The sequence below is a fragment of the Kineococcus radiotolerans SRS30216 = ATCC BAA-149 genome (genome assembly GCF_000017305.1).
Lineage (GTDB): Bacteria > Actinomycetota > Actinomycetes > Actinomycetales > Kineococcaceae > Kineococcus > Kineococcus radiotolerans.
Genome location: NC_009664.2, coordinates 4,032,296 through 4,047,831 on the forward strand (window position 1 = coordinate 4,032,296; position 15,536 = coordinate 4,047,831).

Below are 15,536 nucleotides of genomic sequence, written 5' to 3' on the forward strand. Positions count from 1 at the left end.
CCGGCCGGGGATACCCTCGACCCGTGACGGTCCTCGACGACATCCTGGCCGGCGTCCGCGAGGACCTGGCGGCCCGCAAGGCGCTCACCACCCTCGACGAGCTCAAGGAACGGGCCCACCGCCAGGTCCCCGCGAAGGACGCGCAGGGGCTGCTGAAGCCGCGCGACGCCGAGCAGCGCGGGGTCAAGGTCATCGCCGAGGTCAAGCGCCGGAGCCCCTCCAAGGGCGCGCTGGCGACCATCCCCGACCCGGCCGCCCTCGCCGAGCAGTACGAGCTCGGCGGCGCCACGGTCATCTCCGTCCTCACCGAGCAGCGCCGCTTCGGCGGCAGCCTCGAGGACCTGCGCGCCGTCCGGTGCGCGGTCGACGTCCCCGTGCTGCGCAAGGACTTCGTCGTCGACTCGTACCAGCTGTGGGAGGCCCGCGCCTGGGGAGCCGACGTCGTGCTCCTCATCGTGGCCGCCCTCGAACAGGAAGCCCTCGTGTCGCTCATCGAACGCACCCGGTCCCTCGGGATGACCGCGCTGGTGGAGGTGCACACGGCCGAGGAGGTCGCGCGCGCCCTCGACGCCGACGCCCGGGTCGTGGGGGTCAACAACCGCAACCTCAAGACCCTCGAGGTCGACAACGCCACCTTCGCCGACCTGGCCCCCCTCATCCCCGACCACGTCGTGCGGATCGCCGAGTCCGGGGTCTCCGGGCCGCGCGACGTCGTCGAGTTCGCCCGCGCGGGTGCCGACGCCGTCCTCGTGGGCGAGACCCTGGTCCGGGGCGAGGATCCCCGCCGCGCCGTGGCCGACCTGGTCGCCGCGGGTGCGCACCCGGCCGTGCAGGCGGTGCGCCCGTGACCACGACCCCCGCGCAGCCGGAGACCCCCGGGTACACCTTCAGCCAGGAGCGCGGCCCCTACTTCGGCCGCTTCGGTGGCCGGTTCGTGCCCGAGGCCCTGATCGCCGCCCTCGACGAGATCGCGGCCGCGCACGAGGCCGCGATGGCCGACGAGGGCTTCCTCGCCGAGCTCGCCGAGCTGCACCGCAGCTACTCCGGGCGCCCGAGCATCCTCACCGAGGTGCCGCGCTTCGCCGCCCACGCCGGCGGGGCCCGGATCGTCCTCAAGCGCGAGGACCTGAACCACACCGGCTCGCACAAGATCAACAACGTGCTCGGCCAGGCGCTGCTCACCAAGCGGATGGGCAAGAACCGCATCATCGCCGAGACCGGCGCCGGCCAGCACGGGGTGGCCACCGCCACGGCGGCCGCGCTCATGGGCCTGGAGTGCACGGTCTACATGGGCGAGGAGGACACCCGGCGGCAGGCGCTGAACGTCGCCCGGATGCGCCTGCTCGGGGCCACGGTCGTCCCGGTGACCGCGGGCAGCCGGACGCTGAAGGACGCCGTCAACGAGGCCTTCCGCGACTGGGTCGCCTCCGTCGACACCACCCACTACGCCTTCGGGACGGTCGCGGGCCCGCACCCCTTCCCCGTCCTGGTCCGCGACCTGCAGCGCATCGTCGGCGTCGAGGCCCGCCAGCAGGTCCTCGACCTCGTCGGGCGCCTGCCCGACGCCGTCGCCGCCTGCGTGGGCGGGGGCTCCAACGCCATCGGCATCTTCCACGGCTTCCTCGACGACCCCTCCGTCGCGCTGCACGGCTACGAGGCCGGCGGCGACGGGGTGGAGACCGGGCGCCACGCCGCGCCCATCTCGGCCGGGGTCACCGGCGTCTTCCAGGGCGCGCGCCAGTTCGTCATGCAGGACGAGGACGGCCAGACCATCGAGTCGCACTCGATCTCCGCCGGCCTGGACTACCCCGGCGTGGGGCCCGAGCACGCGTGGCTGGCCGCCAGCGGCCGCGCCTCCTACCACCCGGTCACCGACGCGCAGGCCATGGACGCCTTCCGCCTGCTGTGCCGCACCGAGGGGATCATCCCCGCCATCGAGAGCTCCCACGCCCTCGCCGGGGCCCTCGACCTCGGGCGCGAGCTCGGCCCCGACGCGGTGATCCTCGTCAGCCTGTCCGGGCGCGGGGACAAGGACGTCGACACCGCCGCCCGCTGGTTCGGGCTGGTCAGCGACGCTGACCTCGTCGCCTCGGAGGCCGAGCGCGTGGCCGACGTGCCCGAGAACACCGAGGGGTCGGGGTGGTGAGCGCCGTGGGACCGAGCACCACCGGGGCCGCACCCCGCACCGGCACGGCCGGCGCCGCGATCGACCGCGCCAAGGCCGACGGGCGCGCGGCGCTGGTCGCCTACCTGCCCGTGGGCTTCCCCGACGTCGACGCCTCGGTCGAGGCCGCCAAGGCCGCCGTGGCCGGGGGCGCGGACGTCGTGGAGCTGGGCCTGCCCTACTCCGACCCGACGATGGACGGCGCCACGATCCAGCGCGCCGTCGACGTCGCCCTCGCCCGGCGGACGCGGCCGGTCGACGTGCTGCGCGCGGTCGAGGCCGTGGCCTCCACCGGCGCCGCGGTGCTCGTCATGACCTACTTCCCGCCGATCGACCGCTACGGGGTGGACCGCTGGGCCGCGGACCTGGCCAACGCCGGGGGAGCGGGGCTCATCACGCCCGACCTCGTCCCCGACGAGGCCGCCGACTGGATCGCGGCCAGCGACGAGCACGACCTCGAGCGCGTCTTCCTCGTCGCCCCCAGCTCCACCGACGCCCGGCTGCGCTCGACCTCCGCGGCGTGCCGCGGGTTCGTCTACGCGGCCTCGTTGATGGGGGTCACAGGAACCCGTGCGAGCGTGGGGGCCGGTGCGGCCGAACTCGTCCGGCGCACCCGGGCGGCCGGGACCGAGCGCGTGTGCGTCGGGCTCGGGGTGTCCACCCCGGCCCAGGCCACCGAGGTCGCCGCCTACGCCGACGGCGTGATCGTCGGCTCCGCCTTCGTCCAGCGCCTGCTGGAGGCGGACTCGACCGCCGCCGGGGCCCGGGCCGTGGGGGAGTTCGCGCAGTCCCTCGCCGAGGCCGTCCGCACCGGCTGACCCGCCCGATCGATGAGCACCCCGCCCGAGGAGACCCGCACGTGAGCACGAAGAAGCCCGGTGGCCACCCCGCACGAGCCGGGCGGGCCGAGGACGCCCGCGAGGCGCGGCGGGCCAAGGCCGCGGCCCTGCGCCAGCGCGAGCTGGCCCGTGAGCGCAGCCGCCGGGTCGTGCTCGTCAGCCTCGTCGTCGTGGTCGTGCTCGCCCTGGTCGCCGTCGTCGCGGTGGTCGTCGTCCGCGCGAACCGGGACGACCCCGCGGCCGCGCAGGCGGTCCCGCCCAGCGCCGCCGCGCAGGGCGCGGGCTACGTGCTCCCCGGCACCCCCGCGGCGGGGGCGCCGACCGTCGACATCTGGCTCGACTACCAGTGCCCGTACTGCAAGGAGTTCGAGGACGCGGCCGGCGACGCCTACGTGGAGCTCGCCGCGAGCGGGCAGGCGGAGGTCGTCGTGCACACCCTGACCTTCCTCGACGGCAACCTGGGCAACGACGCCTCGCAGCGCGCGGCCGAGGCGGCGGCCGCGGCCGACGCGCAGGGGAGGTTCGTGGAGTACACGGAGGTCGTCTTCGCCCACCAGCCCGAGCGGGAGGGGACCGGCTACACCGACGCCCAGCTGAGGCAGTTCGCCCAGGACGCCGGGGTCCCCGACCTGGCGGCCTGGGAGGCCGCCTACGAGGGCCACGCCTACCGCGACCACGTGCGGGCGGTCGCGGACTCCATGCGGGCCAACGACGTCAGCGGCACCCCGACGGTCACCGTGACGCCCCCCGGCGGGGAGAAGCGGGCGATCCCGGCCGAGGAGCTCCTCGGCGCCGACCCCGCCGGCGCGCTGCAGCGGGCGGTCACCGCGGCGACGGTCGCGCCGTGATCCCCGCCGCCCTGGCCGCCGCCCTGCCCAGCCCCACGGTCGGCGTCTGGCACCTGGGCCCGGTCCCGCTGCGCGCCTACGCGCTGTGCATCGTGGCCGGCATCGTCCTCGGGGTCGTCATCGCCGAACGCCGGTGGCAGGCCAAGGGCGGCCGCAAGGACTTCGTGCTCGACGCCGCCGTGTGGGCCGTGCCCTTCGGCGTGGTCGGGGCGCGCCTCTACCACGTCGTCACCTCCCCCCAGGCCTACTTCGGCGAGGGCGGGGACCCCGTCCGGGCCCTGTACCTGTGGCAGGGCGGCCTGGGCATCTGGGGCGCCATCGCCGGGGGGGCCCTGGGCGTCTGGATCGCCTGCCGCCGCGCGGGGTACCGGCTGGCGCCGATGGCCGACGCGATGGCCCCCGGGCTGCTGGTCGCCCAGGCCCTGGGCCGCTGGGGCAACTGGTTCAACAACGAGCTCTACGGCCGGGCCACCGACCTGCCCTGGGCGCTGACCGTCCACCGCTGGGACGAGTCCGCCGGACGGGCCGTCACCGGCGCCGACGGCACCCCGCAGGTACTGGGCACCTTCCACCCCACGTTCCTCTACGAGTCGCTGTGGTGCCTGGCCGTCGCCGCGGCGATCGTCGTGCTCGACCGCCGGTACCGCCTGCGCCACGGGCAGGCGTTCCTGCTCTACGTCGCGCTGTACTGCCTCGGGCGCAGCTGGTTCGAGGACCTGCGCATCGACGCCGCCAACGAGGTCGCGGGCCTGCGCGTCAACCAGTGGGTGGCCGGGATCGTCCTCGTGCTCGCCCTGGTCGCGTTCGTCCGCTCGCGCCGGGCGCACGCCGGGGAGGGTGGTCAGCCGGAGGTCCTGGAGCGGGTAGCCTCCTCCGAGTCGCCGACGGCCACCAGCCCGTCCAGCGGCGCCGCGACGCAGAGCGGGGGACCGACCGTCCCCACGACCGGCGCTCGCCCCTCACCGGACCGGGACGACCGGCCGGACGCGCGCGATTCGTGATGATCCGGTGACGTCGGAGTGCTCCTGAGCACGGCGTCACGCGCGTTACAGTGAGGTGAACGCGGGTCAGCGCCGCCCTGCGTTCGTGGTGCGCGCCCTCCAGGCGCGAGCCTCATCTCGAAGAGACTCACCCGGCTCACCGAGATCCGCCCCCGTGGCGAACGCTCGAAGAGATCCGTCGAGAGACCCCCTGTCCACTCGAGGTCGCCCGTGACCTCTCTCCGAGGACGGTGCACAGCATGTCGCATTCCCCCGCGTCGCACCCGACCACCACGACGGTGAACCCGGCGGTCCGCCCGTTGCCGTTCACGTCGTTCCCGCCCTCGGCCGGTCTCTACGACCGCGCCCACGAGCACGACGCCTGCGGCGTCGCCTTCGTCGCCACCATGCGCGGCGAGCCCGGGCACGACATCGTCGACCACGCGCTCACCGCGCTGCGCAACCTCGACCACCGCGGTGCGGTGGGCGCCGAGACCAACACCGGTGACGGCGCCGGCATCCTCACCCAGGTCCCCGACGAGTTCCTGCGCGCCGTGATGGCCGAGCAGGGCGTGGAGCTGCCCGCCAAGGGCGCCTACGCCGTCGGCAACGCCTTCCTGCCCGTGGACGAGGCCGAGCGCGCCGCCGCCGTGGCCCGCATCGAGGAGATCGCCGCGGCCGAGGGCCTCGACGTCCTCGGCTGGCGCGACGTGCCCGTGACCGCCGACCTCGTCGGCCAGCAGGCCCGCGCCGCCATGCCGTTCTTCGCCCAGCTCTTCGTCGCCACCGCGGCCGGGGTCGCGCCGGCGCCGGAGACCGGCATCGCGCTGGACCGCCGCGTCTACCCGCTGCGCAAGCTCGCCGAGCGCGAGCTGGCCGTCTACTTCCCGTCGCTGTCGTCGCGGACGATGGTCTACAAGGGCATGCTCACCACCGGTCAGCTGGAGCCGTTCTTCCCCGACCTCTCCGACCGGAGGTTCACCTCCGAGCTGGGCCTGGTCCACTCGCGCTTCTCCACGAACACGTTCCCGAGCTGGCCGCTGGCGCACCCCTTCCGCACCATCGCCCACAACGGTGAGATCAACACCGTCAAGGGCAACCGGAACTGGACCGCCGCGCGCGAGTCGACGATGAGCACCCCGCTCATCCCCGGCGACCTCCAGCGCCTGGGGCCGATCTGCGCCACCGAGGGCTCCGACTCCGCCTCCTTCGACGAGGTCCTGGAGCTGCTGCACCTGGCCGGCCGGTCGCTGCCGCACGCGGTGCTGATGATGATCCCGGAGCCCTGGGAGAACAACACCGAGATGGACCCGGCCCGCCGGGCCTTCTACGAGTTCCACTCGATGTTCTCCGAGCCCTGGGACGGGCCCGCCAACCTCACCTTCACCGACGGCACCGTCATCGGCGGCGTCCTGGACCGCAACGGCCTGCGCCCCTCGCGGTACTGGGTCACCGACGACGGCCTGGTCGTGCTGGCCTCCGAGACCGGTGTCCTGGAGCTGGACCCGTCCTCGATCGTGGCCCGCGGCCGCGTGGCGCCCGGCAAGATGTTCCTCGTCGACACGGCCCGGGGCCGGATCGTCGACGACGAGGAGATCAAGGCCGAGCTCGCCGCGGCCCAGCCCTACGCGGAGTGGCTGAAGAACGTCGTCCACCTCGGCGACCTCCCGCCCCGCGAGCACGTGGTGCACAGCCACGCCTCGGTGACCCGCCGCCAGCAGACCTTCGGCTACACCGAGGAGGAGCTGCGGCTCATCCTCGCCCCGATGGCCCGCGCGGGCGCCGAGCCCATCGGCTCGATGGGGTCCGACACCCCGCTCGCGGTGCTCTCCGAGCGTCCCCGGCTGCTCTTCGACTACTTCGCGCAGCTCTTCGCGCAGGTCACGAACCCGCCGCTGGACGCCATCCGCGAGGAGCTCGTCACCTCGCTGATCACCACCGCCGGGCCCCAGCAGAACGCCCTGGCGGAGTCGGCGGCGCACTGCCACCAGCTGGTGCTGCCCTTCCCCGTCATCGACAACGACGAGCTCGCGAAGATCGTCCACATCGACAAGGACCGCCGCAACCCCGGCCGCACGACCCACACCGTCAAGGGCCTGTACCGGGTGGCCGGCGGCGGGGCCGAGCTGGCCCGCCGGATCGAGGAGATCCGCGCGGAGGTCTCGCGCGCCATCGCCGACGGCGCCGTCTTCGTGGTGCTCTCCGACCGCGACTCCAACGCGGAGTACGCGCCGATCCCGTCGCTGCTGCTGACCTCCGCCGTCCACCACCACCTGGTGCGGCAGAAGCTGCGCACCCAGGTCGGCCTGGTCGTCGAGGCCGGCGACGTGCGCGAGGTCCACCACGTCGCGCTGCTCATCGGCTACGGCGCGGCCGCGATCAACCCCTACCTGGCCATGGAGACCGTCGAGGACCTCGTTCGCCGCGGCGTCATCACCGACGTCGACGCGACGAAGGCCGTGCGCAACCTCATCAAGGCGCTCGGCAAGGGCGTCCTGAAGGTCATGTCCAAGATGGGCATCTCGACGGTGGCCTCCTACCGCGGCGCGCAGGTCTTCGAGGCGCTGGGCCTGTCCCAGACCCTCGTCGACGAGTACTTCACGGCCACCACCTCCCGCCTGGGCGGGGTGGGCCTGGACGTGCTGGCCGAGGAGGTCGCCCGCCGCCACCGCCTCGCCTACCCGGTCGAGGGCCAGGAGCGCGCCCACCGCGACCTGGAGACCGGCGGTGAGTACCAGTGGCGCCGCGAGGGCGAACCGCACCTGTTCGACCCCGAGACCGTCTTCCAGCTGCAGCACTCCACCCGCCAGCGCAACGAGGCCCTCTTCCGCAGGTACACCGCCCGGGTGGACGAGCAGTCCGACCGGCTCATGACCCTGCGCGGCCTGCTGCAGCTGAAGAAGGGCGTGCGCGAGCCGGTCCCCCTCGACGAGGTCGAGCCGGTCAGCGAGATCGTCAAGCGGTTCAACACCGGGGCGATGAGCTACGGCTCGATCAGCCAGGAGGCCCACGAGGTCCTCGCCGTCGCGATGAACCGCCTCGGCGGCCGGTCGAACTCCGGCGAGGGCGGGGAGGAGGTCGACCGCCTCTACGACCCCGAGCGGACCTCGAAGGTCAAGCAGATCGCCTCCGGCCGCTTCGGGGTGACGAGCAACTACCTGTCCTCGGCGACCGACCTGCAGATCAAGGTCGCCCAGGGCGCCAAGCCCGGCGAGGGCGGGCAGCTGCCCGGCCACAAGGTGTACCCGAACATCGCCCGGACCCGGCACTCCACGCCCGGCGTCGGGCTCATCTCGCCCCCGCCGCACCACGACATCTACTCCATCGAGGACATCGCCCAGCTGATCCACGACCTGAAGAACGCGAACCCGGCCGCCCGGGTCCACGTGAAGCTGGTCTCCGAGGTCGGCGTGGGCACCGTCGCGACGGGGGTGAGCAAGGCCAAGGCCGACGTCGTGCTGATCTCCGGCGCGGACGGCGGGACCGGTGCGGCCCCGCTGACCAGCCTCAAGCACGCCGGCGGTCCCTGGGAGCTCGGTCTGGCCGAGACCCAGCAGACCCTCGTCGTCAACGGGCTGCGCGACCGGATCACCGTGCAGGTCGACGGCCAGTTCAAGACCGGCCGCGACGTCGTCGTCGCCGCCCTCCTGGGGGCGGAGGAGTTCGGGTTCGCCACGGCGCCCCTCGTCGTCTCCGGCTGCATCATGATGCGCGTCTGCCAGCTGGACACCTGTCCCGTCGGCGTCGCCACGCAGAACCCCGAGCTGCGGGAGCGCTTCACCGGCAAGGCCGAGTACATCGTGAACTTCTTCGAGTTCATCGCGGCCGAGGTCCGCGAGATGCTGGCCTCGCTCGGCTTCCGCTCCATCGAGGAGGCCGTCGGTCACGTCGAGGTCCTCGACACCCGCCGCGCCGTGGCGCACTGGAAGGCGTCCGGGCTGGACCTCTCGCCGATCCTGCACGCCCCGGTCCCGCCGGAGGGGTCGACGCTGCACCGCTCGCAGACCCAGGACCACGGGCTGGAGAAGGCCCTGGACCACGTCCTCATCGAGCGCGCCGCCGGCGCCCTCACCGACGGCACCCCGGTCCGGGTGGAGCTGCCGGTGCGCAACGTCAACCGCACCGTCGGCACGCTGCTGGGTCACGAGCTGACCCGGAAGTGGGGCGAGGAGGGTCTGCCCGAGGGCACGATCGACGTCACCCTCACCGGCTCCGCCGGGCAGTCGCTGGGCGCCTTCCTGCCGCGCGGCATCACCCTGCGGCTGTTCGGCGACGCCAACGACTACGTCGGCAAGGGCCTCTCGGGCGGGACGGTCGTCGTGCGGCCGGACCGCTCGTCGGGTTCGCGCGAGCGCGACATCGTGGCCGGCAACGTCATCGGCTACGGCGCCACCAGCGGCTCGCTCTTCCTGCGCGGGGAGGTCGGGGAGCGCTTCTGCGTCCGCAACTCCGGGGCGACCGCCGTCGTCGAGGGGGTGGGCGACCACGCGCTGGAGTACATGACCGGTGGTGAGGTCGTCGTCCTCGGCCGCGTGGGCCGCAACGTCGCCGCGGGCATGTCCGGCGGCTTCGCCCACGTGCTCGACCTCAAGGAGAGCCGCGTCAACCGCGACATGGTCGACGTCGTCCCGCTGGACGACGAGGCCGCCGCGCGGGTGCACGACCTCCTCGTGGCGCACCGCGACCACACCGACTCCACCACCGCCGCCAAGCTGCTCTCCGACTGGGGTGCCGCGCGGCAGCGGTTCTCGACGATCGTCCCGCGGGACTACCGGCGCGTGCTGGAGGTGCGGGCGAAGGCCGTCAGCGACGGTCTCGCCCCGGACTCCGAGGCCGTGCTCACCCGCATCATGGAGGCTTCGCATGGTTGATCCCCGAGGGTTCCTGAAGGTCCGCGACCGGGAGCTGCCCCCGCGCCGTCCCGTCCCGCTGCGCCTCATGGACTGGCGCGAGGTCTACGAGAAGCAGGACCTCGACCAGCTCAAGCGCCAGGCCGGGCGCTGCATGGACTGCGGCATCCCGTTCTGCCACAACGCCTGCCCGCTGGGGAACCTCATCCCCGAGTGGAACGACCTGGTCAGCCGCGGTGACATGCGCGAGGCCATCGAGCGCCTGCACGCGACGAACAACTTCCCCGAGTTCACCGGGAAGCTGTGCCCCGCTCCGTGCGAGTCGGCCTGCGTGCTGGGCATCAACCAGCCGCCGGTGACGATCAAGCAGGTCGAGGTGATGATCGCGGAGAACGCCGCCGAGCACGGCTGGCTGGAGCCGCGCGTCCCCGAGCGCCTCACCGGCAAGACCGTCGCCGTCATCGGCTCCGGCCCGGCCGGGCTCGCGGCGGCGCAGCAGCTCACCCGGGCCGGTCACACCGTCGCCGTGTACGAGCGCGACGACAAGATCGGCGGGCTGATGCGCTACGGCATCCCCGAGTTCAAGATGGAGCGCGCGGTGCTGGACCGCCGGCTGGCCCAGATGGAGGCCGAGGGCACCCGCTTCCGGGCGGGGGTGGACATCGGCACGGACATCACCGGCGAGCAGCTGCGCGAGCGCTACGACGCCGTCGTCGTGGCCACCGGGGCGACCCAGTGGCGCGACGTGGACCTGCCCGGGCGCGAGCTCGCGGGCGTGCACCAGGCGATGGAGTACCTGCCCCCCACCAACCGCGTCGCGGTCGGGGAGGAGCGCCCGGCGGACTACGTCGACGCGGCCGGTCTCGACGTCGTCGTCATCGGCGGCGGCGACACCGGCTCGGACTGCTACGGCACCGCCCTGCGCCAGGGGGCGCGGTCGGTGACGCAGCTGGACATCTACCCGGCGGCCCCGGGCGAGCGCACCGAGGACGAGCCGTGGCCGACGATGCCGAAGGTGTTCTCGGTGTCCTCCTCCCACGAGGAGGGCGGTGAGCGGAAGTTCTCCGCCTCCACCCGGGCGCTGATCGGCGAGGACGGCCGGGTCACCGCGCTGCGCGTCGTCGAGGTCCGCAAGGTCGACGGCACGTGGACCCCGGTCGAGGGCACCGAGCAGGACCTGCCGGCCCAGCTGGTCCTGCTGGCCATCGGGTTCTCCGGACCCGAGCACGGCGGGCTCGTCGAGCAGCTCGGCCTGCAGGCCGACGCCCGCACGCGCTTCACCCGGACCCCGGGCTACGCGACCTCCACCCCGGGCGTCTTCGTCGCCGGCGACGCCGGTCGCGGGCAGTCGCTCATCGTGTGGGCCATCGCCGAGGGCCGCGCCTGCGCCTCGGCCGTGGACGAGTTCCTCATGGGCGACACCGCCCTGCCCTCGCCCATCCGGGCCGACGCGGTCCCGCTGACGGCCTGACCGGCCCGTCCACGACGAGGGGCGCCACCCACCGGGTGGCGCCCCTCGTCGTCGTGGCCCTCGTCGTGCCCCGCGGGTCCGGGCCCGCGGGGTCTCACCAGGCGGCGATCTCGTCCTGCCCGTAGGTCCACACGGCGCTGTCGCTGAGCACGGTGACGTCGGCGGCCGAGGGGGACAGGCCCCGGGCCGCCGCGGCCTCGGTGACGCGCTGCAGGGCGTGGCGGGCCGCGCCCTGCGCGTCGAGGCCGTCGCCGTCGACGCTGAGGACGACGTCGTGCTCGGGGGCGTCGACCCGTTCCACGCGCGGGTGGGCCGCGTGCAGGTCGGCGACCAGGCCCGCGACCGCGCCGGCGGGCCACTCCCCGTCCTCGTGCAGGCGGAGGTAGACGGCGTACTCGTGCTCGATGGCCTCTTCAACGAGCTCGTCGATCTCGTGCTCGAAGTCCTTCTGGTGCTGGGGCTCCTGCGTGTTCACGGGGTCAGCATGACGTGGGCGCCCGGCCTCGGCACGCCGGGCCGCGCAGGTGCCGGGCGGGTGGCGGTGCGGTGGACGTCGCGGTCGTGGCGCGCCCCACCCGCCGGTCCCGGGGCGGGGCCCAATAGGCTCGGGGTCATGCGCAGAGCGAAGATCGTCTGCACCCTCGGGCCCGCGGTCGCGGGTCACGACGGGTTGCGGTCACTGGTGGACGCCGGGATGGACGTCGCCCGACTGAACTTGAGCCACGGCTCCCACGACGACCACCGCGCGAACTTCGAGGGGGTGCGGGCGGCGGCGGCCGCCACCGGACGGTCGGTGGCGATCCTCGCGGACCTGCAGGGCCCCAAGATCCGCCTCGGGAGGTTCGCCGACGGGCCCCACGACCTCGCGGTCGGTGACGTGTTCACGATCACCACCGAGGACGTGGTGGGGACCCGGGAGATCTGCTCCACGACCTACGCCGGCCTGCCGGGGGACGTGTCGGTGGGTGACGCGATCCTCATCGACGACGGCAAGGTGGGTCTCGTGGTCACCGCCGTCGAGGGCCCGCGGGTCACCACGCTGGTGACCGTCCCCGGCCCGGTCAGCAACAACAAGGGCATCAACCTGCCCGGGGTCGCGGTGAGCGTCCCGGCGCTGTCGGAGAAGGACGTCGAGGACCTCCGCTTCGCCCTCCGGCTCGGCGTCGACATGGTCGCGCTGTCGTTCGTCCGCTCCGCCGCGGACGCCGACGACGTGCACAAGGTCATGGACGAGGAGGGGATCACCGTCCCCGTCATCGCCAAGGTCGAGAAGCCGCAGGCCGTGCAGAACCTGCGCGAGGTCGTCGCCGCCTTCGACGGCATCATGGTCGCCCGCGGCGACCTCGGCGTCGAGCTGCCGCTGGAGGAGGTGCCGCTGGTCCAGAAGCTGGCCATCGAGCTGGCCCGCCGCCAGGCCAAGCCGGTCATCGTCGCCACCCAGATGCTCGAGTCGATGATCACCGCTCCGCGCCCGACCCGCGCGGAGGCCTCCGACTGCGCCAACGCCGTCCTCGACGGCGCCGACGCGCTCATGCTCTCCGGCGAGACCAGCGTGGGGGCGTTCCCCTACGAGGCCGTCCGGACGATGGCCCGCATCATCGAGAACACCGAGACCCACGGCGCCGAGCGGATCGCCGCCCTGGGCACCGTGCCGCACACCAAGGGCGGGGCCATCACCCTGGCCGCCGCCGAGGTCGGCAAGCAGCTCGACGCCAAGCTGCTGGTGACGTTCACCCAGTCCGGCGACTCCGCGCGCCGGCTGTCCCGGCTGCGCTCGGGCATCCCGCTGCTGGCCTTCACCCCCGACGAGGCGACCCGCCGGCGCCTGGCCCTGTCCTGGGGCATCGAGCCGGAGTTCGCGGCCTTCATCTCCACCACCGACGAGATGGTCAAGGAGGTGGACCGCCGCCTGCAGGAGATGGGCCGCTGCGCCGTCGGCGACCTCGTCGTCATCGTGGCCGGTGCCCCCCCGGGGATCGTCGGCTCCACCAACGCCCTGCGCGTGCACCGCATCGGCGACGCGACGTCGGGGATGTCGGCGGCCTACGCCTGAGCCCGGACGGCGAGAGCCCCGGAGCACGTCGCTCCGGGGCTCTCGCGCACGTGCCCTGGGTGGGATTCGAACCCACACTGGATCGAGTTTGAGTCGATTGCCTCTGCCGGTTGGGCTACCAGGGCGTCCCGCGGGGCGCCGGATCACCTTACCGGGACCCTGGGAGTGCCCCGCGACCGGCCCGAGGCGACGACGGGTCGTAGTAGCGCCGGGGCACGGACTAGGATGCCCCGCGTGACGAACACTCCCGACACCCCCGCCTCCTCCTCCGCGACCACTCGTCGGGTGGTCGTCGCGGAGGACGAGGCGATCATCCGTCTCGACATCGTCGAGATGCTCACCGAGGCCGGGTACGACGTCGTCGGCCAGGCGGGCGACGGCGAGCAGGCCGTGGCCCTGGCCGAGGAGCACAAGCCCGACCTCGTGGTCATGGACATCAAGATGCCGATCCTCGACGGCATCTCCGCGGCCGAGCGCATCGCCAAGGCGCGCATCGCGCCGGTCGTCCTGCTGACGGCGTTCTCCCAGGCCGAGCTGGTGGAGCGCGCTCGCGACGCCGGGGCCATGGCCTACGTCGTCAAGCCCTTCACCTCCGCCGACCTGCTGCCGGCCGTGGAGATCGCGGTGAGCCGCCACCAGCAGATCATGGCCCTGGAGGACGAGGTCGCCGACCTCGCCGACCGCTTCGAGACCCGCAAGCTGGTCGACCGGGCCAAGTCCAAGCTGCAGACCCAGTTCGGCATGTCCGAGCCCGAGGCGTTCCGCTGGATCCAGAAGACGTCGATGGACAAGCGCCTCACGATGCGCGAGGTCGCCACCACGGTCATCAGCGCCGGTGGCGAGGACCGCGGCTGACGCCACCCCTCCCCGGCACCCGTCGCCCCGCGACGCCCGGCCACGGCCCCGCCACCCCCACGGGTGGCGGGGCCGTTGTCGTTCCTGCCGCGATCCGGTCACGCAGCGGCAGATCTGCGCAGTTCCGGGGCCCGGTGCTGACCGATCTGTGTAACGACCCGGTGAACACGCACACCGAACGCCCCCGGAGGGCGGGCACGCCCCCTAGTGTTCACCCCGGCTCCACCGCTCCCGGGTGGCGCCCGCGGGTCCGTGCGTCGTCGCGGCCCCCGCGCCCCCGGCCCAGGAGGACCCAGTGCGTTCCATCGTCAAACTCGCGGCCCCCGCCGCGGCTGCCGCCCTGCTCCTCGCCGCGTGCGGCACCACCGGCGGCGACGAGACCACCGCCGCCGAGGGCTCCTCGAGCGGCAGCAGCAGCTGCCCCGCAGACGTCAGCATCGGCTTCTTCGGTGCGCTGACCGGTCCCAACGCCAACCTCGGCGTCAACGAGCAGAACGGCGTGAAGCTCGCCGTGGACCAGCACAACGCCGAGAGCGGCGCGTGCCAGGTCACCGTGACCCCCTACGACTCCCAGGGCGACCAGAACCAGGCCCAGGGCCTCGCGCAGCAGGTCGTGGGCGACGAGAACGTCCTCGGCATCGTCGGCCCGGCCTTCTCCGGCGAGTCCAAGGTCGCCGACCCGATCTTCGACGAGGCCGGCATCGTCGGCATCAGCCCCTCGGCCACCAACCCCGCCCTGGCCGAGAACGGCTGGAAGACCTTCTTCCGCGTCCTGGGCAACGACGCCTCCCAGGGCCCCGCCGCCGCCACCTACATCTCCGACACCCTCGGCAAGCAGAAGGTGTACGTCATCGACGACGCCACCGAGTACGGCAAGGGCCTGGCCGACATCGTCCGCGAGAGCCTCGGGGCGAAGGCCGTCAAGAACAACACCATCCAGACCGGGCAGACGGACTTCTCCGCGGTCGTGGCCGACGTGCAGGCCTCCGGGGCCGACGCGGTCTTCTTCGGGGGGTACTACCCCGAGGGCGGGCTGCTGCTGAAGCAGCTGCGCGAGTCGGGCCTGAGCGCGGACAAGCTCGCCTTCATCACCGACGACGGCGCCAAGGACGAGGGCCTCATCACCGCCGCCGGTGCGGCGGCCGCCGAGGGCGCGCTCATGACCTGCCCGTGCCTGCCGCCGGACAAGGCCGGGGGCACCTTCGTCGCCGACTACACCGAGGCCTACGGCACCGCCCCGGCGACCTACTCGGCCGAGGCGTTCGACGCGGCGAACATCCTGCTCGACGGGATCGCCGAGGGCAACGTCACCCGCGAGGACCTGCTCGCCTACGTGAAGTCCTACGACAAGCCGGGCGTCACCAAGCAGCTCAAGTTCGACGAGAAGGGCGAGCCCAGCGAGGTCAGCGTCTGGGCCTACAAGGTCGAGGGCGGCGAGATCGTCGCCGACCAGGAGATCAACGCCTCCTGAACCGC

Annotated in this window: 11 protein-coding genes and 1 tRNA gene; 10 read left to right on the forward strand and 2 right to left on the reverse strand. The window is 73.4% G+C overall.

Going from position 1 to position 15,536, the window contains the following annotated elements; all coding sequences use genetic code 11:
• Positions 1-23 precede the first annotated feature (23 nt).
• From trpC to KRAD_RS19240, 7 genes are all read left to right on the forward strand, one after another.
• Positions 24-848 (forward strand): indole-3-glycerol phosphate synthase TrpC, encoded by an 825-nt coding sequence (gene trpC, locus KRAD_RS19210; protein ID WP_012087323.1) that lies wholly within the window; start codon positions 24-26, stop codon positions 846-848.
• The gene (gene trpB / locus KRAD_RS19215; protein ID WP_012087324.1) at positions 845-2,146 is read left to right on the forward strand and encodes a tryptophan synthase subunit beta; all 1,302 of its coding nucleotides are present in this window, start codon (positions 845-847) and stop codon (positions 2,144-2,146) included. The genes trpC and trpB overlap by 4 nt, the downstream gene beginning before the upstream one ends.
• Positions 2,147-2,151: 5 nt before the next feature.
• Positions 2,152-2,982, forward strand: coding sequence for a tryptophan synthase subunit alpha (trpA, locus tag KRAD_RS19220; protein WP_012087325.1), 831 nt, complete (start codon positions 2,152-2,154; stop codon positions 2,980-2,982).
• Positions 2,983-3,023: 41 nt separating this feature from the next.
• Positions 3,024-3,851, forward strand: a complete 828-nt coding sequence (locus tag KRAD_RS19225) for a DsbA family protein (protein WP_012087326.1) — start codon at positions 3,024-3,026, stop codon at positions 3,849-3,851.
• Positions 3,848-4,852: a prolipoprotein diacylglyceryl transferase gene (lgt, locus tag KRAD_RS19230; protein ID WP_012087327.1), complete on the forward strand. Its 1,005-nt coding sequence runs from the start codon at positions 3,848-3,850 to the stop codon at positions 4,850-4,852. The genes KRAD_RS19225 and lgt overlap by 4 nt, the downstream gene beginning before the upstream one ends.
• A 239-nt stretch (positions 4,853-5,091) precedes the next feature.
• The gene (gene gltB / locus KRAD_RS19235) at positions 5,092-9,702 is read left to right on the forward strand and encodes a glutamate synthase large subunit (RefSeq protein WP_012087328.1); all 4,611 of its coding nucleotides are present in this window, start codon (positions 5,092-5,094) and stop codon (positions 9,700-9,702) included.
• Positions 9,695-11,152, forward strand: a complete 1,458-nt coding sequence (locus tag KRAD_RS19240; protein ID WP_012087329.1) for a glutamate synthase subunit beta — start codon at positions 9,695-9,697, stop codon at positions 11,150-11,152. The genes gltB and KRAD_RS19240 overlap by 8 nt, the downstream gene beginning before the upstream one ends.
• Before the next feature lie 94 nt (positions 11,153-11,246).
• Here KRAD_RS19240 and KRAD_RS19245 read toward each other — a convergent pair whose 3' ends face one another.
• Positions 11,247-11,627, reverse strand: coding sequence for a hypothetical protein (locus tag KRAD_RS19245; RefSeq protein WP_041292221.1), 381 nt, complete (start codon positions 11,625-11,627; stop codon positions 11,247-11,249).
• A 138-nt stretch (positions 11,628-11,765) separates the two neighbouring features.
• On the opposite strand from KRAD_RS19245, the gene pyk reads away from it, so the two are divergent.
• Positions 11,766-13,205, forward strand: coding sequence for a pyruvate kinase (pyk, locus tag KRAD_RS19250; protein ID WP_041292222.1), 1,440 nt, complete (start codon positions 11,766-11,768; stop codon positions 13,203-13,205).
• Between the two features lie 51 nt (positions 13,206-13,256).
• On the opposite strand, the gene KRAD_RS19255 is transcribed toward pyk, so the two are convergent.
• Positions 13,257-13,330 (reverse strand) — tRNA-Leu (locus KRAD_RS19255).
• 100 nt (positions 13,331-13,430) lie between these two features.
• Here KRAD_RS19255 and KRAD_RS19260 point away from each other — a divergent pair.
• Positions 13,431-14,060, forward strand: coding sequence for an ANTAR domain-containing response regulator (locus KRAD_RS19260; protein WP_049821296.1), 630 nt, complete (start codon positions 13,431-13,433; stop codon positions 14,058-14,060).
• A 295-nt stretch (positions 14,061-14,355) separates the two neighbouring features.
• Positions 14,356-15,531, forward strand: a complete 1,176-nt coding sequence (locus KRAD_RS19265) for a branched-chain amino acid ABC transporter substrate-binding protein (protein ID WP_012087332.1) — start codon at positions 14,356-14,358, stop codon at positions 15,529-15,531.
• Positions 15,532-15,536 lie beyond the last annotated feature (5 nt).

Bases quoted from the DNA above. Each gene is read 5' to 3' on its own strand.
- gltB (WP_012087328.1), top strand. From the start codon at position 5,092: ATGTCGCATTCCCCCGCGTCGCACCCGACCACCACGACGGTGAACCCG.
- KRAD_RS19240 (WP_012087329.1), top strand. From the start codon at position 9,695: ATGGTTGATCCCCGAGGGTTCCTGAAGGTCCGCGACCGGGAGCTGCCC.
- pyk (WP_041292222.1), top strand. From the start codon at position 11,766: ATGCGCAGAGCGAAGATCGTCTGCACCCTCGGGCCCGCGGTCGCGGGT.
- KRAD_RS19260 (WP_049821296.1), top strand. From the start codon at position 13,431: ATGCCCCGCGTGACGAACACTCCCGACACCCCCGCCTCCTCCTCCGCG.